The organism is Mycobacterium sp. Dal123C01 (assembly GCF_052566995.1).
Window position 1 is genome coordinate 2,063,476 of sequence record NZ_CP199580.1, and the last position, 18,416, is coordinate 2,081,891.

Genomic DNA, 18,416 nt, shown 5'->3' on the forward strand with positions numbered 1-18,416 from the left:
CAGCGCGTGGTATTGGCATTCTCTTTTTTTGCAAGTACGTTATTCATTGATGGATAATATGGCCCAAACTCCGTCCGGCATCCCGCTGCAGCCCGTCTACGGGCCAGCGGATAGAAGCGCCGAGCCGCCGGCGCCCGGGGAGTTTCCCTTCACACGCGGCAACTTCGCGTCCGGCTACCGGGGCAAGTTGTGGACTTTCCGGCAGTACTCCGGCTTCGGCACTGCCGAGGAATCCAACCGCCGTTACCGATACCTGCTGGACCAGGGGGGGACCGGACTGTCGGTGGCGCTCGACCTGCCTACCCAGTGCGGATACGACTCCGACGATGCCGAGTTCGGCGAAGAGGTCGGCCGGGTCGGCGTCGCGGTCGACACCCTGGCGGACGCCGAGATCCTGTTTGACGGCATCCCGCTGGACAAGATCAGCACCAGTTTCACGATCAACGGCACGGCCGCGATCCTGCTGGCGTTCTACGTCGCCGCCGCCGAGCGCAAGGGCGTGCCCCGGGAGAAGCTCACCGGCACCATCCAGAACGACATCCTCAAGGAGTACGCGTCACGCGGCACCTGGATCTGGCCGCCGGAGCCGTCACTGCGGTTGATCGCCGACACCATCGAGTTCTGCGCGGCCGAGGTTCCGAAGTTCAACGCCATTTCGGTGGCCGGTGCGCATTTCCGTGACGCCGGAGCTAACGCGGTGCAGGAGATGGCGTTCACCCTGGCCGACGGCGTGACCTACTGCGACACCGTGGTGGAACGCGGCCGGATGACGATCGATCAGTTCGCCCCGCAGATCTCGTTCTTCTTCTACACCCACGGGGACTTCTTCGAGGAGATCGCCAAATACCGTGCGGGGCGCCGCCGTTGGGCGACCATCGTGAAGGAGCGTTACGGGGCGACGACGGCCAAGGCGGCGATGTTCCGGTTCGGCTGCGTCTGCGGCGGGGCTTCGCTGTATGCGCCGCAGGCCCACAACAACATCGTCCGGGTGGCCTACGAGGCGATGGCGGCGGTCTTGGGAGGTGTCCAGTCGATGTTCACGGCGGCCTGGGACGAACCGTTCGCCCTGCCCACCGAGGAGACCACCACACTGGCGCTGCGCACCCAGCAGATCCTCGCGCACGAAACGGGAGTCGCCAGCGTCGCGGACCCGCTGGGCGGCTCCTACTTCGTCGAGGCACTGACCGATGCCTCGGAGGCCCGCATCATCGAGATCATGTCCGACCTCGAGCGGCACGGCGGAATGGTCCATGCCATCGAGGACGGTTACCTGCAGGGCCTGATCGCCGACGAGGCGTTCAAGATCCACCAGGAGGTCGAAGCGGGCACTCGGCCGGTCGTCGGGGTCAACCGGTTCGTGACCGAGGAGCCGCAACACGATGTTGTCACCTACGAGCTCGATGCCGAAGGTCGCGATCTTCAGCTGAAACGGCTCTCCCAGGTGAAGAGCGAAAGGGATTCGGCGACGGTCGAATCCAGCCTTGCGGCGCTCTCGCGCGCCGCCGAGGGAACCGATAATCTGATGCACCTGCTGATCGACTGCGCCAACGCGTACTGCACGGTCGGAGAAATTGTCGGCACACTCAAAGCGGTGTGGGGCGAATTCCAGCAACCGGTGGTGTTCTAAATGGCGGTAAGAGTTCTGGTCGCCAAACCCGGTCTCGACGGACACGACCGCGGCGCCAAGATCGTCGCGCGCACGCTGCGCGACGCGGGCTTCGAGGTCATCTACACCGGCATCCGCCAGCGCATCGAAGACATCGCGTCGATCGCGGTCCAGGAAGACGTCGCCGTCGTGGGCCTGAGCATCCTGTCCGGTGCGCACCTGGCGCTCACCGCGCGGACTGTCGAAGCGTTGCGTGCCGCCGACGCCGCGGACATCGCCGTCGTCGTCGGTGGAACGATCCCACATGCCGACGTCCCCAAACTGCTCTCCGCCGGTGCCGCCGCGGTCTTTCCCACCGGAACACCGCTCGACACACTGGTGCGCGAAATTCGCACCCTGACCGGCACCCCGCAACCCGCCTCAGAGGAAACAGAGGAACCGTGCGCATCGGAGTGATGATCGGCGCCGAACGTGGCGATATGGCCCGCAAGGTGGACAAGCTGGTCTCCGATATCGAGTGGGCCGAATCCGCGGGTCTGGACACCGCGTGGATGCCGCAGGTGCCCAACGACTTCGACTGCCTGACCATGGTGTCGCTGATGGCTGCGCACAGTTCGCGTATCGAGCTGGGCACTGCGGTGGTGCCGCTGCAGGCGCAGCATCCGATTGCCCTTGCCCGCCAGGCGCTCTCGACACATGCAGTGGCCGGCGGACGGTTGGCCCTGGGCGTCGGACCATCGCACCACTGGATAATCCGGGACATGCTCGGCTTGCCGTATGAGAAGCCGGCCGCCTACACCCGCGATTACCTGCAGGTGCTCAACGTCGCGATCGCCGGGCCGGGACCGGTTGACGTCGAGAATGATTCGTTCACGGTGCACAACCCGCTGGCGATCGGATCGGATACCTCGATGCCGGTGCTGGTCGCCGCGCTTGGGCCGGTGATGCTGCAGATTGCCGGTGAACTCGCCGACGGCACCGTCTTGTGGATGGCCGACGAGCGGGCGATCGGTGATCACATCGCGCCGAAGATCAGCAAGGCCGCCGCGGAGGCTGGTCGGCCCGCGCCGCGGATCGTCGCGGGTATCCCGGTATGCCTCTGTGTGCCTTCACAAGTCGACGAGGCCAAGGAGCGGGCCAACCGCATCCTGGGCGAGGCCGAGGTGTCACCCAACTACCAGCGCCTGCTGGACCGTGGAGATGCCCGCGATGTCGGTGACCTATGTGCAGCCGGCGACTCCGAACAGATTCTGTCGCGATTCCGCTCTTTCGCCGACGCCGGCGTGACCGACTTGTCGGTGCGGCTGCTGCCGATCGGCGACAACCGGGATGAGCTGGTCGCCTCCAAGCGCCGCACCCGCGAAATGATCGCCTCACTCGCAGCGGAGTTGCGGTGACACCGGGAGACCCCGGACCTCTGGCGGGAATACGCATCCTCGAAGTCGGCACCATGCTGGCCGGCCCGTACGCCACCATGCTGCTCGCCGACCTCGGTGCCGAGGTCACCAAGATCGAGCCCCGCGGCGGCGAAATCTCGCGCGGTGTCGGCCCCAGCTATTTCGCCAGCCTGAACCGGAACAAGTCCAGCATCTGCCTGGACCTGAATTCCGATGCCGGACAGCAACACTTGGGCGAACTGGTGGCGGACTCGCACGCACTTCTGGTGAACCTGAAACCGTCGGCGATCCGCCGGCTGGGGCTCACCTATGACGAGTTGCGACGGCACAACGAACGGATCGTCTGCGTGGCGATCACCGGCTTCGGCCTGCACGGCGGCGACGATCCGGCGTTCGACTATGTGGTCCAGGCGGGTTTCGGTATCGCCGCACTGACCGGAGATCCGGACGGCCCGCCGACGCTGCCGGGTTACTCGTCAGCCGACAATTCCACCGGAATGTGTGCGGCACTGGGTCTTTTGGCCAAGATCATCTCCGGTACCGGCGGGCAAGTCGATGTGTCGCTGCGCGATGTCATGCTGTCACAGCTGAACTATCACGCGTCGGCCTACCTCAACAACGGCGTCGAGCCGCAGCGCCGTCCGAACGGTGCACACTCGTATTACGTTCCTGCTCAGCTCTTTCCGACCGCCGACGGCTATTTGGCGCTGTTCATCACCCATGACGGGTTTTGGAAATCCTTTGCCACCGAGGCGGGTATCGGCGGTTTCGACACGATGGCCGAGCGGGTGGCCCGACGCGACGAGGTGCTTGCCGTCGTCACAGCGATGCTGGCGACCGACACCGCCGCCGGTTGGGAACGGCGACTGCGTCCACTGGGGGTGCCTGCCGCGGCGGTGCGGTCGCTGCCGGAGGCCCTCAAAGCGACTCCGGAAGTGGTTGTCACGGCAGGTGATTTCCGCCTCGTCGGTAGTCCGATCCACGTTTCCGGCTATCAGCCCGACTACCGGCCGCCGCCGGAGTTGCCCGAGGGCTAGTCTCGGCCCGAGTGTGCGGCCAGCCGCACATTCGAAGCCCAGTGTGAAGCTAGCCGCACACTCGTCGAGCTACCGCGCTACCGCAGCTTGTTTCTCCTCATAGAGCCGCGCCCACTCGGCACGCGGCCGGATGGACACGTCCACGTCAATAGCATTGGCGCGCAGGGCTTTGACGGTCGCCCGATCGCGAGGTGTGCGGGCGAACGGATCCCAGCCGAAGAACCGGCAGCTGTTCTCCCAGGTGATCTTGTTGATGTCGGAGTCGTCGGCGCCCGCGGCGTTCAGTTCGGCCAGCACCTGCTCGGGAGCATCCGGCCAGAAGCAATCCGAGTGCGGGTAGTCGCACTCCCAGGCGATGATGTCGATGCCGATCTCATGCCGTAGCTTCAGCGACGTCTTGTCGGTGACGTAGCAGGCCAGCGAGTGTTCGCGAAAGACCTCGCTGGGCAGCTTGTCGCCGAAGTCGCGGCGCAGCCACTTCTGGTTGGTGTAGTGGCGGTCGCTGCGGTCCAGGTAGAACGGGATCCAGCCGATGCCACCTTCGGAGAAGGCGAACTTCAGGTCGGGATAGTTGCGCATGGCGGGGCCCCACAACAGGTCCTGCGCGCACATCGCCGAAACCTGAGTGGCCAGAATGATCATGTTGTCGATCGGGGCATTGGGCGCCATGCTGATCGCCCCGAAGCCGGTGCCGATGTGCAGACACATCACCACGTTTTCTTCGGACAGCGTCCGGAACACCGGACCCCAGTAGTCGTCGTCGTGATAGCTCGGAAGCCCTTCCAGGTGCGGCAGTTCCGGCATGGTCACCGCCCGGCAGCCCTTGGCCGCCACGCGGCGGATCTCGGCGCACATCCCCTCGGGTGTCCACGTCGGCAGGATCGCGATCGGGATGAAGCGATCGGGATAGGAGCCGGCCCACTCGTCGATGTGCCAGTCGTTGTAGGCCGACACCATGACCAGGGTGACGTCTTCGCGCGTCATGTTGAGGTGGCGCGCCGAGAATCCGGTGAACGTCGGGAAGCACATCGACGCGAGGATGCCGTTGCGGTCCATGTCCCGAACGCGTTCGTGAACGTCGTAGACGCCGGGGCGCATCTCGGCGAAGCCGGCTGGGTCACGGCCCCATTCCTCGGCCGGCCACGACACCACGGCGTTCAGTCCGCTCACGCCCTGCGGCCTGCCCTGGTACATCCACTGGTCGACGCCCTTGTCGTCAACCACGACGATCGGGGCCTCGCCCTTGTACTTGGCGGGCACGTGGCGCAAGAACATGTCCGGCGGCTCGACCACGTGGTCGTCAATGCTCACCAGGATCAGGTCATCGACATCCATGACTTTCCTCTCCCTGCAGTGGCGCAGCCGAACTCAGCTAGCCGTCGCACTCGGTAGTCGTTGCCAGCAGCCGCGGAATCGGCGCGGGATCCAACAGCAATGCGTCCGACATCGTCAGCTGGCCGGCGTTGGCGATCATGTTGTCCAACACGGCCTGCAGATCGTCGCCCTCGATCTCGTAGATGGCGACATAGGGGCCGTCGCCGTTAACCGGGCGCAGCCGCCGCGCCGAAACGAATCCGTCGAGAGCCACGAGTTCACCCAGATGGACTTCGTCGTACCAGGTGTTGTACTCCTGCTCGCGTTCGGGCGAACTGGGTCGACTCTCAACGAGGATGACGCCCTTGGCCATCTTGGACATTTGAAGCCACCTCTCTGTGACTACTCGTAGCGCACTATGACCGAATCCGTATCGGGTACGCCCTGGCACGTCAAAATGTAGCCGTCGGCCACCTCGTCGTCGTCGAGAGCGTCGTTAATCCGCATGGTCGCGTGGCCGCTCTCGAGGCGGGCCATGCAGGTACCACAGTTGCCGGCCTCGCAATTGAACGGGGGATCCAGGCCGGCCCGCCGCGCGCTTTCCAGGAGCGTCTCGCCGGGAACCAGGGCCACCGTCGCCTTCTTGCGTTCCAGGTAGATCGTCACCGTGCCGGGCTCGGCACCGTTTGATGTCGGATCTGCCACCCTTGGAATCTCCTCGATGATCGCGGTGACCGCCGCGTGCTGGAACGCTTCGGGTTCCACCATGGCCGCCCCGCCCGTACTTGCGTTCTTCAGTATAGAGAATACTATTCTCACTAAGCGATAGCATCTTCTCAGCTGCGCCGATGTCGGGTCAGCCTGGCCTGAAGGGAAGGACGGGACGTGACCGAGCCGGCCGCGCTCGTGTGCGAGGAACGGCAATTCAGCCTGCCTCAGCTCGACACGCTGGCCAACAGTCTGGCCGCGGCCCTGGGCAAACACGGAGTCGCCGCGGGCAAGCGGGTTGCCCTTATGTCCTCCAACCGGCCGGAGTTCGTGGCCGTCCTGCTGGGAATCTGGCGGCTGGGCGCGACGGCGGTGCTGATCAGCCCCGCGTGGAAGCACGACGAGGTCGACCACGCGCTGGCGCTGACCAACCCCAGTCACGCGGTCGGGGACCATCCGGTGCTGGCCGGCCTGATGCCGATGCTGCACCTTGACGAACCCGTCACCCCCGCGGAGCCAATATCGATGTCCGCGCCACCGCGCGCCGACGCGGTGCTGGTGTTCAGTTCGGGCACGACCGGTTTACCCAAGGCCGTCCGGCACACCCACGCAGCGTTGCTCGAGGCGGTGCTGAACTGGCGCGACGCGTTGCAGCTAACGCGGCGGGACCGAATACAGGTCGCCACACCGCCGTCGCACATCCTTGGTCTGCTCAACATCGTCACGGCGCTGCGCACCGGCGCCCGGCTGCGACTGCATCCCCGTTTCGACATCGACCAGATGCTGCATCACATCGAAAAGGACCGCATCACAATCGAAATAGCGGTTGCGCCGATCGCCCTGGCCATCGCCTCGCACCCGACGCTGGAGTCGTACGACTTGTCGTCACTGCGCTTCATCATGTGGGGCGCAACGCCGGTCAGCGCCAGCGTCGCCGAGACGGTGACTCGGCGCACCGGCGTCGGGTGGGTTCCGGCCTACGGCACCACGGAACTGCCTGTGATCGCGTGCAATCCGCTTGATGGGGCCCGGCTCGACACGGTCGGGCGTTCGGTGCCTGGGGTGGATCTGCGGGTGGTCTCGCTGACGACCGGTGAGCCGGTCGGCCCGGGAGAGGTCGGTGAGCTTCAGGCGCGGTCGACATCGCTGATGGCCGGCTACCTGCCGGCCGAGGCGACCGGCGAGGCGATGTGCGACGGCTGGTATCGCACCGGCGACGTGGGCTGGCTCGACACCGACGGCTGGCTGCGGATCACCGACCGCCTCAAAGAGATGATCAAGGTGCGCGGGTTTCAAGTCGCACCAGCCGAAATCGAGACGGTGTTACACGGTCATCCCGCCGTCAAAGACTGTGCGGTGTTCGGGGTTCCGGACGGGATCAACGGGGAAGCCGTCGTTGCCGCGGTCGCCGCGTGCGTTCCCTTTGACACGGAGGCGGTCGCCGCCGACCTGACCGCCCGGGTGGACGAGAAGCTGGCGTCCTACAAACACCTGAGCCGGATCGTGTTTGTGCCCGATATTCCCCGCCTGCCGTCGGGCAAGGTGCTGCGCCGAGTGCTGAAGGAGCGCTATGGATGTACGTCTGACAGCTGAACAGCAACAGTTACGCGACGCTGCCGCGAAGCTGGCCGATGATCTTGGGCCGGCTGCGGTTCAGGACCTCGATGACGACCGCCGAATCGCGCGTCTAGACAAGCAGATTGCGGCGACGGGCTGGAGGTCGCTGCGCTCCGACGGAGCCTCCGGCGTCGAAGTCGCGATTGTCGCTGAGGAATTCGGACGACGACTGGTCGACACACCGTTCCTCGGTCCGGTGCTGGCCGACGACTTGGCACATCGCATCGGTACCGATGTCGGCGCGTCGACCATAGCGGTCGATGACCGCGCGATCGACGCTCGAGGCGCCCGGCGCGCGTTGTCGCTCTCCGGCAACACGGTGCTGGCCGCGAACCTGGGCGCCGTGCGCGACGGTGCCGATTTGACCAGAGCCGAAACCGAATTGGTGGGGTCTCCCGAGACGCTCGGTGAGTTGCCGGACGAAGCGGCGGCACGATGGCAGGCGCTCGCGCTGGTCACCACATCGGCGGATCTGGTCGGAGTTGCTCGGGGCGCGCAGGCCGTCGCCTGCGACTACGCGAAGATTCGCGAGCAGTACGGCAAGCAGATCGGCTCGTATCAAGCCGTCGCCCACCTGCTGGCCGAAAGCGTTGCCCTGATTGAAGGTTCGGTTAGCGTGCTGCGACATGCCGCGTGGGGCGTCGACGAACTTGCTCCGGCGCAAGCCATCCGGGCCGCCCAGATCGCGAAGGTCTACTGCGCGCGTGCCACCAGAACGGTCTGCGAGACCGCGGTTCAGGTACACGGCGGCATCGGTAATACCTGGGAGTGCATTGTCCATGTCTATCTGCGCCGCGCCCTGACATCGACAGAGCTGTGGCCAGTGACGTTGAAGGAGATCGATCTTGGACTTTCGTGACTCAGCTGAAGAGGCGGCCTTCCGGGAGCGGCTGCGAAATTGGCTTTCGGCGCACGCCAAGGAATTTTCCGGCTCGGGCGACGAGTATTGGGCGCGCATGGCCGACTGGCATCGCGCCCTGTACGAGAACGGCTTTTTCGGCCTGTCCTGGCCACGCGATTGGGGTGGACAGGACCTGGCGCCGGTGTACGACGTCATCGTCGACGAGGAGCTCGTGCGAGCCGGCGCCCCGCCTCGCCCCAGCGTCGGCTATCTGGTCTACGGTATCGGCGCGCACGGCGGCGACGAGCTTCGTAAACGCTTCCTGCCCGGCATCATCAACGGCACCGAGCGTTGGTGCCAGGGCTTCAGCGAACCGGGCGCGGGCTCGGATCTGGCGTCGCTGACCACGACCGCCACCCGGGACGGCGACAACTATGTCGTGCACGGGCACAAGATCTGGACCAGCTACTCCGACGTGGCCGACTGGTGTCTACTACTAGCCCGTACCGATCCCGACGCCAAGCGGCACCGGGGTCTGTCGGCGTTCGTGATCGCGATGAAACAGCCTGGCGTGCAACAGCGTCCGCTGCGCATGATGAACGGGGTAACCAACGAGTTCGGTCAGGTGTCCTTCGACGGCGCCACGGTGCCGGCGGACCGGATGGTCGGTGCCCCCGGTGACGGCTGGGCTGTGGCGATGACCGTCGTCGGACACGAGCGGGAGCCCTCGACGCTCGGCTATGCCGCGCGCTACGGCAAACTTGTCCGAGAACTGTTGGCGCGCAACGATGGTGAGGTATCCGAAGAGCTGGCGTGGGCGGCGGTTCAGTCAGATATGCTGACCCACCACGTGCGGCGGCGGCTCTCCGAACAGCTGGATGGGGTGTCGCATGGCTCGGAAGGCTCGCTGGACAAATTGCTGATGACCTGGGTTGAACAATCCGTGGGGCACGCCGCATTGGCAGTGACCGGGACCCGCGACCCAGATCTGTTGGGCGCCTACCTGTACAGCCGCGCGCAAAGCGTCATGGGCGGGACATCACAGATACAGAAAAACATCATCGCTTCGCGAATCTTGGGATTGGGAGTCTGACGTGTACGACATGCCTGCAGAAATCGATGTCCGTGCCGACGGCGCGTTGCGCATCATCACGCTGAACCGGCCGGATTCGCTGAACTCGGTCAACGACGACCTACACTCCGGGCTTGCTCGTATATGGCAGCGATTAACCGATGACCCGACCGCCCGCGCGGCGGTGATCACCGGTGCCGGTAGGGCTTTTTCGGCCGGCGGCGACTTCGGTTATCTCGAGCAACTTGCGAACGACGCCGACCTGCGGGCCAAGACCATCCGGGACGGACGCGAGATCGTTCTGGGCATGGCGCGGTGCCGAATCCCGGTGGTAGCGGCCGTCAATGGCCCCGCCGTCGGTCTGGGCTGCAGCCTGGTCGCGCTGAGCGACATCGTCTACATCGCCGAAGACGCGTACCTCGCCGATCCACATGTACAGGTGGGGTTGGTGGCCGCCGACGGTGGACCGCTGACCTGGCCGCTGCACATCAGCCTGTTGCTGGCCAAGGAATACGCGCTGACCGGCACCCGCATCAAAGCCCAGCGCGCCGTCGACCTAGGGCTGGCCAACCACGTGGCGGCCGACCCCGTGGCAGAGGCAATCGCCTGCGCCAAAAAGATTATGGCGCTGCCGCAGCAGGCCGTGGAGAGCACCAAGCGGGTGCTCAACATTCATCTGGAGCGTGCGGTGCTCGCCAGCCTGGACTATGCCCTCTCGGCCGAAAGCCAGTCATTCCTGACCGAGGACTTCCGGGCCAACGTGGCCAAGTTCAACGCCGCCAAAAACTGAGCCGCGAAAATGCGGCTCAGTTCTTGGACGGTTGCGTGACTAGCTCTTAGCGGCTGCCTTCTCACGAGCCTCGGCAGTCTTCTCGGCCCCACGCGCAGCCTCGGCCTGTGCCTCTTTCTTAGCCACGTCGCGCTGCGCCTGCGCCTTGTCTTGCTGGGCGCGGCCTTCCTTGCGGAGACTTTCGTTGTTGATCAGGATGCCGAGGATTTCCTTGGTCTTCCCGATGGCGTCCTCGACGACGCCCTTGATGCCTTCCACGAGTCCATTGTCGCGGTCACTCATATTGAGCCCCCTTCGTAGTTTGCCGGTCTACTGACCCGTACCCGAAGAGGGTGGGACACCAACGTTTTAATCAGCGTGTCTGGTGTGGCGTCGGTCACCCTGACCGTCTACCTGCGCCGACGTTCAGGACGCGGCGAAGACGGTGGTCCAATCGTCGCGGATGCTGGCGACGGCCCAACCCCGTTGCCCGGCCAGGGTCAATGCTTTCTCCGCGCCCTCGGTGTAGCCGAATTCGCGTTCGGCATCGTCGTGGAGCACCAACATCGACAGCGATGGCCTGTTCTGACCGGCGGCGTACTGGAGCATTTCGATGTCGCCGTTGGAGTTGCCCGCGGCGAAGATGGGCCGCCGTCCCGTCCGGCCCCAGATCCGCACCGGTTTGACGGGACCGTCGTCGAGAAATTCCGGGCGGGAGGTGGTGTAGAGGTTGCCGTCCCGGAATTCCAGCCCGACCGAGCTGCCGACGACTCGCTCGGGCGGGATGCCGTACATGAGCTGGGTGATCGGTCGCATGAAATCGCGGCCGCCGCCGGAGACGATGTAGCAGGTAAACCCGTGGTGTTCCAGGTAGCGCAATAAATCGACCATTGGCACATACCCGCAGGCAGTGTAGGGGCGGCGCAGGATCGGGTGTTGAGCGGTTTCGAAGAAGGCTTTGACGCGCTCGGCGTGGTCGTCGGTGGTGATCGCGCTGTTGGCCGAAAGAATGGCTGCACCAAGGGCTTTGATGTCTTGGTCGTCGCCCTGGTAGTGCTTGGTAATGGCATCGCCGAACCACGCGAGATTGTCGGACGCCGCAGCCGAGTAAGGCTGTTGGGCTTTCAGCGACGCGTCGGCCTCGGCCAGCGTCGCCAGCCGTCGGACCAGGAAGTCCAGCTGAACGTAGGCGGGTTTCTCACACCACAGGGTGCCGTCGTTGTCGAACACGGCGACCCGTTCTGCGGCGGCCACGAAACTCGGTCCGGCACTCGTCACGCGCCCGACGAACTCGACGATCGCCGACTTTGCGCGCCCATCCCGCCACGTGTCGAGCATCTAGTCCTTCGCCAGAAACGCGTGCAGTTTCTCCACCGCGTGGTCGATGGTGAAGCTGGCCGGTGGGTGTCGGGGCGGGAACTCCTCGAAGGTCTCCAGAAACTTGGTCGCCATCGCGGTCGCGTAGAAGACGAAGTAGTCGTGGCGCAAGAACCAGTCGTAGTAGGTATTCGACGTCAGGTCGGCGTATTCAAACGGGTCGGTGCGCAAATTGAACAGCTTGGGCACCCGCAGCGGGGTGAAAGGCTCGGCCCAGATCCGCAACGTGCCCTGGCAGCGTTGTTCCAAAAACACGATCTTCCAGTTCTCGAAGCGCATCGCGACCAGGTCACCGTCGTCGGAGAAGTAGAAGAACACACGCCGCGGGCTGACGTCGACTTCGCCGGTGAGGTACGGCAGCAGGTTGTACCCGTCGATGTGCACCGTGAACGTCTTGTCTTCGCCCTGTAAGTGGACGGTGTGGCCGTTCTTGAGCTTGTCGATGATGGCTGGTTCGCCTGCGGCAGCCAATAGGGTGGGCAGCCAATCGTGGTGCTGGATGATCTCATTGGACACGGCGCCGGCGGGAATCTTGCCGGGCCACCGAATCATTTCGGGCACCCGGAATGCGCCCTCCCAGTTGGTGTCCTTCTCGCTGCGAAACGGTGTGGTCCCGGCGTCCGGCCAGGAGTTGCGGTGTGGCCCGTTGTCGGTGGAGTAGATGACGATGGTGTCCTCGGCGATTCCCAGCTCGTCCAGACAGTCCAGCACCTGACCGACATTGCGGTCGTGGTCGATCATGGTGTCGTGGTACTCCGACTGCCACAACCCGGCCTGCCCGCGGCTCGCAGGCTTGGTGTGCGTGAACGCGTGCATATGCGTGGTGTTCATCCACACGAAAAACGGTGTGCCCGCCTCATGCTGACGCGTGATGTAGTCGACCGTAGCTGTGGTGATGTCGTCATCGATGGTCTCCATCCGCTTGCGGTCCAGCGGGCCGGTGTCCTCGATCATCTGCCTGCCGACGGGCCCGAATCTCGGGTCGTCGGGTGCTGTGGACACCTCGTCGATCGCCCCGCACTTGAGAACCCCGCGCGGCAACACCAACTCATACAGCCTCGGGAACTGGTCGGCATGGGGGTAGTCGAATTGTTCGGGTTCTTCCTCGGCGTTGAGGTGATAGAGGTTGCCGAAGAACTCGTCGAATCCGTGCACCGTCGGCAGGTATTTATTGAGGTCGCCGAAGTGGTTCTTGCCGAACTGCCCGGTGGCGTAGCCCAGCGGCTTGAGCAGCTCGGCAATGGTGGGATCTTCTGCGGCCCAACCGATGTCGGCGCCGGGCACCCCGACCTTGCTCATGCCGGTGCGATACACACTTTGCCCGCTGATGAACGCAGCGCGCCCCGCGGTACAGCTTTGCTCACCGTAGGAGTCGGTGAAGCGCATTCCTTCGTTGGCGATCCGGTCGATATTCGGCGTGCGATATCCCATCAGGCCGTCGCTGTAACAACTCAGGTTGCTGATCCCGATGTCGTCGCCCCAGATCACCAGAATGTTCGGCTTCTTGTCCGGCATGGCCGTACCTCGTTTCGTGCAGCTGACAACGGAATCCGCTCACCGCTGACGTTAGCCATCCGAACCGCCGGGCGGCAGGGGTCAGGCCGGGCTTTCCGGGTGAACTCCGAGTTGTTCAGCCGTCGTCGTGGTGCCGCAAGAAGTCCCGCATCACGCCGTCGAACCGGTGCGGCTCCTCGATGAAAGGCATGTGAGAACTCGACTCGAACAACTCGAACCGCGAGTCCTTAATACGCTGGTGCATCTCCCACATGTGCTCGGGGGCGCATTCGTCGTACTGCCCGCGACGACGAGGGTCGGCATCGCAATCTCGGTTAGCCGGTCGAACACGTCCCAGCTGCGAATGGTCCCGACGATGTGAAAGTCGCTGGGGCCGAACATCGTTTCGAAGACCTCGGCTCCCATGCGCAGGAACGCGTCTTGGAGCTCGCGCGGCCAGGGCCGAACGCGGCAGAGATACGTCTCGTTCCAGGTACGGATGGCGTCCTGGTATTCGGGTGCGTGCGTCGAGCCGGCGGCTTCATGACGGTCGATGGCGGATTGAGTAGCCGGGTCCAAGTCGCGCTTCAGCCGAGCCACCATGTCCGAAAACAAGGGTATGGACGCGATGCTGTTCGAGATGGTCAGGCTGACCGCGGTCGACGGGACGTCGAGCACGTACTGCTGCGCCAACATTCCGCCCCACGAATTGCCGAACAGATGGAAGCGTTCCAGGCCGAGCGCTTGGACGACGGCATCCATTTCGGCGACCGAGCGTTCCACCGTCCACAGTTGGGCGTTCGACGGGCATTCGGAGTTTCCGCAACCAAGCTGGTCCCAGAAAATGACCTCACGCTCGTTGGCCAGGCGTTCCAGCGAAAGCAGGTAGTTGTGCGGTACGCCGGGCCCACCGTGAATGGCAAGGAGCGGAAGGCCCGGGCCACCGCCGACACGCTTGAACCACACATTTCCGCCCGGGACCGCGATCGTCCCCTCCGACTGAGTCATTACTGGCCGCCGCCTCCTACCTCTCGTGAGCAGTGTCCGCGGATGGCACGAAATGGTAGTCCGCGTCCCTTTTGGCGAGCCGGGGCCCGCGCCCAGCTTCTTGCAACTGCGACTCTCTAACTGAGAGAATATTGTTCTCATGAATGTGCGGCCAGCTCTCTCGAGTCCCGCATCGTGCCGGCTGAACTGGAGAAGACCCGTGCCCGAAGCTGTCATCGTGTCCATCGAGGTCCCGGCGCCATAATGTGTCCATGACGATCGCCGACCTAATTGCCGGTGCGCGCAACGGATCTCCGCGCGCGGCGGGTCGGCTGCTCAGCCTCGTCGAGGGGGAACGGCGCGACGAGGTGCTGGCCAGCATCGGCCCGGCCACTGCCCTCGAGGTGGGTGTCGTCGGTATCACCGGACCGCCCGGTGCGGGTAAGTCGACCACGGTCGCCGCCCTCGTCGGCGCCTATCGCGAACGTGGCCGCCGGGTAGCCGTGCTGGCCGTGGACCCGTCGTCGCCATTCAGCGGTGGCGCGCTGTTGGGTGACCGAATCCGAATGGCCGCGCATATCAACGACTCTGAGGTGCTGATCCGCTCGGTGGCAAGCCGCGGTCATCTCGGAGGCCTGGCCGCTTCGGTTCCGGCTGCCATCCGGTTGCTCGGTGCGATCGGATACGACATGGTTCTGCTGGAAACCGTGGGGGTGGGGCAGTCGGAGATCGAGATCGCCGCCGTCGCCGACCCCACCATCGTCATCCTCAACCCGGGCGCGGGCGACGCAGTCCAGGCCGCCAAGGCGGGGGTTCTGGAAGTCGCCGACATCGTGGCGGTCAACAAGGCCGATCGGGATGGTGCCGAACAGACCGTCCGGGATCTGCGGGCCGAGACCAAGGCTCCCATCGTGAGCCTCATCGCCGCTCGGGGCGAGGGTATCGCCGACCTCGTCGCCGCCATCGACGACCATCGCCGCACCGACAGCCGTCAGCGTCGGCTGGCTCGTGCCCGAGCCCAGATTCTTTCGCTGGCACAAAGCCAGCTGCGGTCCCAGCCGGATCTCGACGGGCTGGCGGAGTCAGTGGTCGACGGCCAGGACGACCCGTATTCGGCCGCGGCGCGACTGCTGTCGCGCGCAGGTCAGCGCAAGGATTGACGGTCGCTTGTCCCCCAATCGGGGGACAGGGAGTTCATCCCGTTTGCGGTCCGATCGGCGGAGGTCTGCCCAGGTAAATCCGCCTAACTTGATTTCTGTATCCACGACGAGTTAGGAGACCGGAGATGACTCGCACACCTGAGATGTCAGCGGCGCGGTTGCGTGAGCAGCTGGAGCTGTACCGCCAAATGTGGGTCTTGCGCCTGCTCGACATGGCAGTGGAGGAGTTGCGGATCGACGGTCTGCTCAACCAACCCGTACAGGCGGCGTTCGGCCAAGAGGCGGTGGCCATCGGCACCGCTGCGGCACTTCGTCCGGGTGACACCATGACCACCGGCATGATCCATCTGCAGCACGCCCAGCAGATCGGTTGCGCGATGCCGCTGGGCCCGGCTATCGCCGCGCTGATGTGCCCCAGCTTCGGCTCGGACGGTGACGAGGAAGTTCGGTTTGTGGCTTCGGTTCGTGGGTTGTCTTCTCTTTCAAGCGCTTTGCAGCAGTCGCCGTTGCTGGCTGTGGGACACGCCTACGGCAAGCAACTGATCAACGATCGCGAGGTCACGGTCTGCGTCATGGAAGATCGCGACACGAACTCCGCGGACTTCGCCGAGGCCGCGAACATCGCGATGTCCTGGCAGCTTCCGGTGGTGTTCGTCGTCGACAATGTCCGTGACACCAACGCGAGCCAGTACCACGGGATCCCGGTGCTGCCCGTCGACGGCAACGACGCCGAGGCGGTTCGTGACTCGGTCGCCGCCGCCGCGCGACGGGCGGGTGCCGGCGGAGGTCCCGTCCTGGTTCGGGCGGTCACCCAGCGCACCAACGGTGCTTCCTCGGTGGACCCGCTGGTCCTGGCGAGGGAAAAGCTGGTCGGCGCTGGCATCGGCGCCAGCCACCTCTACGAGGTAGAGCGCCGAGCTCGCCGCCTGGTCGCCGAGGCCGAGGCGCACGCAAAGGCCATGTTCCGGGCCGAGGAGCCGGCACCGATTCGGGAGCCGGAAGCGTGGCCGGCCGCTAGTTGAGCAAACCTTGCCGCATTGCCTCGGCGACAGCAGCCGCGCGATCGCTGACCCCGAGCTTCTCGTATAGCCGCTGCACATGCGTTTTGATTGTGGACGGCGCCACGAACAGCTCGGCCGCGATCGCGGGGATGCTTTGACCGCGAGAAATCCCATTGAGCACCTCGCGCTCGCGAGCGCTGAGGACGGGAGCCGTCGGTTCGGCCCGCTGGCGAATCTGTGCGGCAAGGCCCCCGGCGAGGGAGGGTGCCACGACATCGCGTCCGCTCGCGCAATCGAGCACGGCTTTGACGATCTCGGTACGCGTCGAATCCTTGAGGAGAAAGCCCGCGGCGCCCTGCTGCAACGCTTGATAGACGATGGCCGACTCGTCGTGAGCCGACAGCAGCAGCACGCGCGTCGGCAATTCGTTGCTTCGCACCGCCGCCGCTACTTGGGCGCCATCCATGCCGGGCATTCGGAAGTCGAGCAACGCAACGTCGGGACGGTGCTCCTTGATCAGCTCCAGTGCCTGCGTCCCGTCGTCCGCCTCGCCGACGACGTTCACCGAGCCGCTCAACGCAAGCGCGCGCACGACGCCTTCGCGGAAGAGCGGGTGGTCATCGCCGACGACGACACTGACCTTCTCGGGCGTTGCTGCGCCGGTCATGGCGGACAGTGTAGCGGTTTGCCTTACCAGCGCCGTTCGCCACCGCGGACGACCTGATGCGGGTTTTGCCACGTAGCCTCGAAGGGGCGAGCACAGATGAGTACTGTGTTCGCGTGGCGGATACCAGCGACGCAGAGTTGCAACGGGTGCGCAGGGTTCACCAGCTTCGCTCGTATCGAATTGCGTCGGTGGTGCGGATCGGTGTGGTGGGACTGATGGTCGCCGCGATGATCATCGGCACTAGCCGATCCGAATGGCCGCATCAGATTCTATTGATCGTCACGTACGCGTTCGTCGCACTTTGCGCCGTAGCTCTGGCATTCACCCCGATCCGTCGATGGGTTGCGCTAGGCCGGCTTGAGCCGTTTGCTTTCACCGTCATTGACGTCGTGGCCTTGACGGTCTTTCAGTTGCTGTCCACCGGCGCGATTTATCCACTGCTGATCATGACGATGCTGCCCATCCTGCTGGGCCTTGACGTCTCTGCGCAGCGTGCCGCGTTGGTGCTGACCTTTTCCATGGTCGGGTTCGCGATCGCGGTGTTCCAAGACCCGGACATGCTGCGTTCGGTCGGACTGTTCGAGGCCACCTTCCGCTTTGTGCTGTACGGGTTCTTATGCGCCACCGCGTATGTGGCCGTGCGCATCGCGGACCGGCACACCCGCTCGGTGGCCGGCCTGAGCGTGCTGCGGGAGGAATTGCTTGCTCAGACGATGACCGCGTCGGATGTGCTGCAGCGCCGGATTTCGGAATCAATTCACGACGGACCACTTCAAGACATTCTGGCGGTGCGCCATGAACTCGTCGAGCTGGAGACGGCGCTGCCCGGCGACGAGCGCGTCGAGCGCGCGCTAGCCGGTCTTCACATTGCCTCACAAAGCCTGCGGCAGGCCACTTTCGAGCTGCACCCGGCCGTGCTCGAGCAGGTTGGTCTGGGTGCCGCGGTGCATCAGTTGGCCTCCGATACGGCGCAGCGTTCGGGTATCGAGATCTCCACCGACATCGATTACCCGATCCGCAACGAGGTCGACCCGATCGTATTCGGCGTGGTACGCGAACTGGTATCCAATGTGGTGCAGCACTCGCAAGCCCGCCACGCATCGCTCACGCTCGGGATCTCCGACGACAGATGTGTTTTGCACGTGGTCGACGACGGTGTGGGATTCAGCAGCGAGACGATGGAACGCCGACTGGGGGAGGGCCACATCGGGCTGGCGTCACACCGGGCCCGGGTGGACGCCGCCCGCGGCGTGTTCATCTTCCTCGATGCCGCTGTGGGAACCCACATCTGCGTGGAAGTACCGCTGAAGTCGTGACCGGCTCCGGCGCGCGCTTCCCGTCCTCGTTCTCCACAACGGCTGGCCGCGAG

18 protein-coding genes and 1 pseudogene are annotated in these 18,416 nt (G+C 64.7%); 11 read left to right on the forward strand and 8 right to left on the reverse strand.

Annotated features, from left to right (window positions below):
- Positions 1-49 precede the first annotated feature (49 nt).
- Genes ACTXG5_RS09895 through ACTXG5_RS09910 form a run of 4 tightly spaced genes read left to right on the forward strand, consistent with a single transcriptional unit; the run spans position 50 to position 4,040 of the window.
- The gene (locus ACTXG5_RS09895) at positions 50-1,627 is read left to right on the forward strand and encodes a methylmalonyl-CoA mutase family protein (RefSeq protein WP_445163488.1); all 1,578 of its coding nucleotides are present in this window, start codon (positions 50-52) and stop codon (positions 1,625-1,627) included.
- On the forward strand, positions 1,628-2,062 hold the full coding sequence (locus tag ACTXG5_RS09900; RefSeq protein ID WP_445163489.1) for a cobalamin-dependent protein: 435 nt from the start codon (positions 1,628-1,630) through the stop codon (positions 2,060-2,062).
- A complete protein-coding gene (locus ACTXG5_RS09905) occupies positions 2,047-3,003 on the forward strand; it encodes an LLM class F420-dependent oxidoreductase (protein ID WP_445163490.1) in 957 nt (318 codons plus the stop codon). The genes ACTXG5_RS09900 and ACTXG5_RS09905 overlap by 16 nt, the downstream gene beginning before the upstream one ends.
- Complete coding sequence (locus ACTXG5_RS09910) at positions 3,000-4,040, forward strand: CaiB/BaiF CoA transferase family protein (RefSeq protein ID WP_445163491.1); 1,041 nt, start codon at positions 3,000-3,002, stop codon at positions 4,038-4,040. The genes ACTXG5_RS09905 and ACTXG5_RS09910 overlap by 4 nt, the downstream gene beginning before the upstream one ends.
- A 69-nt stretch (positions 4,041-4,109) precedes the next feature.
- On the opposite strand, the gene ACTXG5_RS09915 is transcribed toward ACTXG5_RS09910, so the two are convergent.
- The 3 genes from ACTXG5_RS09915 to ACTXG5_RS09925 are packed head-to-tail and all read right to left on the reverse strand — an operon-like array spanning position 4,110 to position 6,122.
- A complete protein-coding gene (locus tag ACTXG5_RS09915; RefSeq protein WP_445163492.1) occupies positions 4,110-5,375 on the reverse strand; it encodes an amidohydrolase family protein in 1,266 nt (421 codons plus the stop codon).
- Positions 5,376-5,412: 37 nt separating this feature from the next.
- Positions 5,413-5,727 carry a hypothetical protein gene (locus ACTXG5_RS09920; RefSeq protein ID WP_445164347.1) on the reverse strand — a complete coding sequence of 105 codons (315 nt, stop codon included), beginning with the start codon at positions 5,725-5,727 and terminating at the stop codon, positions 5,413-5,415.
- A gap of 29 nt (positions 5,728-5,756) precedes the next feature.
- Positions 5,757-6,122 (reverse strand): 2Fe-2S iron-sulfur cluster-binding protein, encoded by a 366-nt coding sequence (locus tag ACTXG5_RS09925; RefSeq protein ID WP_445163493.1) that lies wholly within the window; start codon positions 6,120-6,122, stop codon positions 5,757-5,759.
- 117 nt (positions 6,123-6,239) lie between these two features.
- Here ACTXG5_RS09925 and ACTXG5_RS09930 point away from each other — a divergent pair, with 117 nt between their 5' ends.
- The 4 genes from ACTXG5_RS09930 to ACTXG5_RS09945 are packed head-to-tail and all read left to right on the forward strand — an operon-like array spanning position 6,240 to position 10,382.
- Positions 6,240-7,655 carry a class I adenylate-forming enzyme family protein gene (locus ACTXG5_RS09930; RefSeq protein ID WP_445163494.1) on the forward strand — a complete coding sequence of 472 codons (1,416 nt, stop codon included), beginning with the start codon at positions 6,240-6,242 and terminating at the stop codon, positions 7,653-7,655.
- A complete protein-coding gene (locus ACTXG5_RS09935) occupies positions 7,633-8,538 on the forward strand; it encodes an acyl-CoA dehydrogenase family protein (protein WP_445163495.1) in 906 nt (301 codons plus the stop codon). The genes ACTXG5_RS09930 and ACTXG5_RS09935 overlap by 23 nt, the downstream gene beginning before the upstream one ends.
- A complete protein-coding gene (locus ACTXG5_RS09940) occupies positions 8,525-9,613 on the forward strand; it encodes an acyl-CoA dehydrogenase family protein (RefSeq protein WP_445163496.1) in 1,089 nt (362 codons plus the stop codon). The genes ACTXG5_RS09935 and ACTXG5_RS09940 overlap by 14 nt, the downstream gene beginning before the upstream one ends.
- A gap of 1 nt (position 9,614) precedes the next feature.
- Positions 9,615-10,382 (forward strand): enoyl-CoA hydratase/isomerase family protein, encoded by a 768-nt coding sequence (locus ACTXG5_RS09945; RefSeq protein ID WP_445163497.1) that lies wholly within the window; start codon positions 9,615-9,617, stop codon positions 10,380-10,382.
- 39 nt (positions 10,383-10,421) lie between these two features.
- Here the strand turns inward: ACTXG5_RS09945 and mbp1 are convergent, their stop codons facing one another.
- From mbp1 to ACTXG5_RS09965, 4 genes and pseudogenes are all read right to left on the reverse strand, one after another.
- Entirely contained in the window at positions 10,422-10,664 is a 243-nt protein-coding gene (mbp1, locus tag ACTXG5_RS09950; protein ID WP_445163498.1) for a microaggregate-binding protein 1, read from the reverse strand.
- 123 nt (positions 10,665-10,787) lie between these two features.
- Positions 10,788-11,699 (reverse strand): HAD family hydrolase, encoded by a 912-nt coding sequence (locus tag ACTXG5_RS09955; RefSeq protein WP_445163499.1) that lies wholly within the window; start codon positions 11,697-11,699, stop codon positions 10,788-10,790.
- A complete protein-coding gene (locus tag ACTXG5_RS09960; protein WP_445163500.1) occupies positions 11,700-13,253 on the reverse strand; it encodes a sulfatase-like hydrolase/transferase in 1,554 nt (517 codons plus the stop codon).
- A gap of 115 nt (positions 13,254-13,368) precedes the next feature.
- Positions 13,369-14,240 (reverse strand): annotated as a pseudogene (locus ACTXG5_RS09965) (proline iminopeptidase-family hydrolase).
- Positions 14,241-14,491: 251 nt separating this feature from the next.
- Between ACTXG5_RS09965 and meaB the strand changes: the two are divergent.
- A complete protein-coding gene (gene meaB, locus ACTXG5_RS09970) occupies positions 14,492-15,379 on the forward strand; it encodes a methylmalonyl Co-A mutase-associated GTPase MeaB (RefSeq protein WP_445163501.1) in 888 nt (295 codons plus the stop codon).
- 125 nt (positions 15,380-15,504) lie between these two features.
- Entirely contained in the window at positions 15,505-16,401 is an 897-nt protein-coding gene (locus ACTXG5_RS09975; RefSeq protein ID WP_445163502.1) for a thiamine pyrophosphate-dependent enzyme, read from the forward strand.
- Here ACTXG5_RS09975 and ACTXG5_RS09980 read toward each other — a convergent pair.
- A complete protein-coding gene (locus ACTXG5_RS09980) occupies positions 16,394-17,047 on the reverse strand; it encodes a response regulator (RefSeq protein ID WP_445163503.1) in 654 nt (217 codons plus the stop codon). The two genes, ACTXG5_RS09975 and ACTXG5_RS09980, sit on opposite strands and share 8 nt — an antisense overlap.
- A gap of 113 nt (positions 17,048-17,160) precedes the next feature.
- Between ACTXG5_RS09980 and ACTXG5_RS09985 the strand changes: the two genes are divergently transcribed.
- A complete protein-coding gene (locus ACTXG5_RS09985; RefSeq protein ID WP_445163504.1) occupies positions 17,161-18,363 on the forward strand; it encodes a sensor histidine kinase in 1,203 nt (400 codons plus the stop codon).
- Positions 18,364-18,416 lie beyond the last annotated feature (53 nt).

Coding starts and splice junctions, on each gene's coding strand:
- ACTXG5_RS09895 (WP_445163488.1), top strand. CDS start 50: ATGGATAATATGGCCCAAACTCCGTCCGGCATCCCGCTGCAGCCCGTC.
- ACTXG5_RS09900 (WP_445163489.1), top strand. CDS start 1,628: ATGGCGGTAAGAGTTCTGGTCGCCAAACCCGGTCTCGACGGACACGAC.
- ACTXG5_RS09915 (WP_445163492.1), bottom strand. CDS start 5,375: ATGGATGTCGATGACCTGATCCTGGTGAGCATTGACGACCACGTGGTC.
- ACTXG5_RS09920 (WP_445164347.1), bottom strand. CDS start 5,727: ATGGCCAAGGGCGTCATCCTCGTTGAGAGTCGACCCAGTTCGCCCGAA.
- ACTXG5_RS09925 (WP_445163493.1), bottom strand. CDS start 6,122: ATGGTGGAACCCGAAGCGTTCCAGCACGCGGCGGTCACCGCGATCATC.
- ACTXG5_RS09935 (WP_445163495.1), top strand. CDS start 7,633: ATGGATGTACGTCTGACAGCTGAACAGCAACAGTTACGCGACGCTGCC.
- mbp1 (WP_445163498.1), bottom strand. CDS start 10,664: ATGAGTGACCGCGACAATGGACTCGTGGAAGGCATCAAGGGCGTCGTC.
- ACTXG5_RS09955 (WP_445163499.1), bottom strand. CDS start 11,699: ATGCTCGACACGTGGCGGGATGGGCGCGCAAAGTCGGCGATCGTCGAG.
- ACTXG5_RS09960 (WP_445163500.1), bottom strand. CDS start 13,253: ATGCCGGACAAGAAGCCGAACATTCTGGTGATCTGGGGCGACGACATC.
- meaB (WP_445163501.1), top strand. CDS start 14,492: ATGACGATCGCCGACCTAATTGCCGGTGCGCGCAACGGATCTCCGCGC.
- ACTXG5_RS09975 (WP_445163502.1), top strand. CDS start 15,505: ATGACTCGCACACCTGAGATGTCAGCGGCGCGGTTGCGTGAGCAGCTG.
- ACTXG5_RS09980 (WP_445163503.1), bottom strand. CDS start 17,047: ATGACCGGCGCAGCAACGCCCGAGAAGGTCAGTGTCGTCGTCGGCGAT.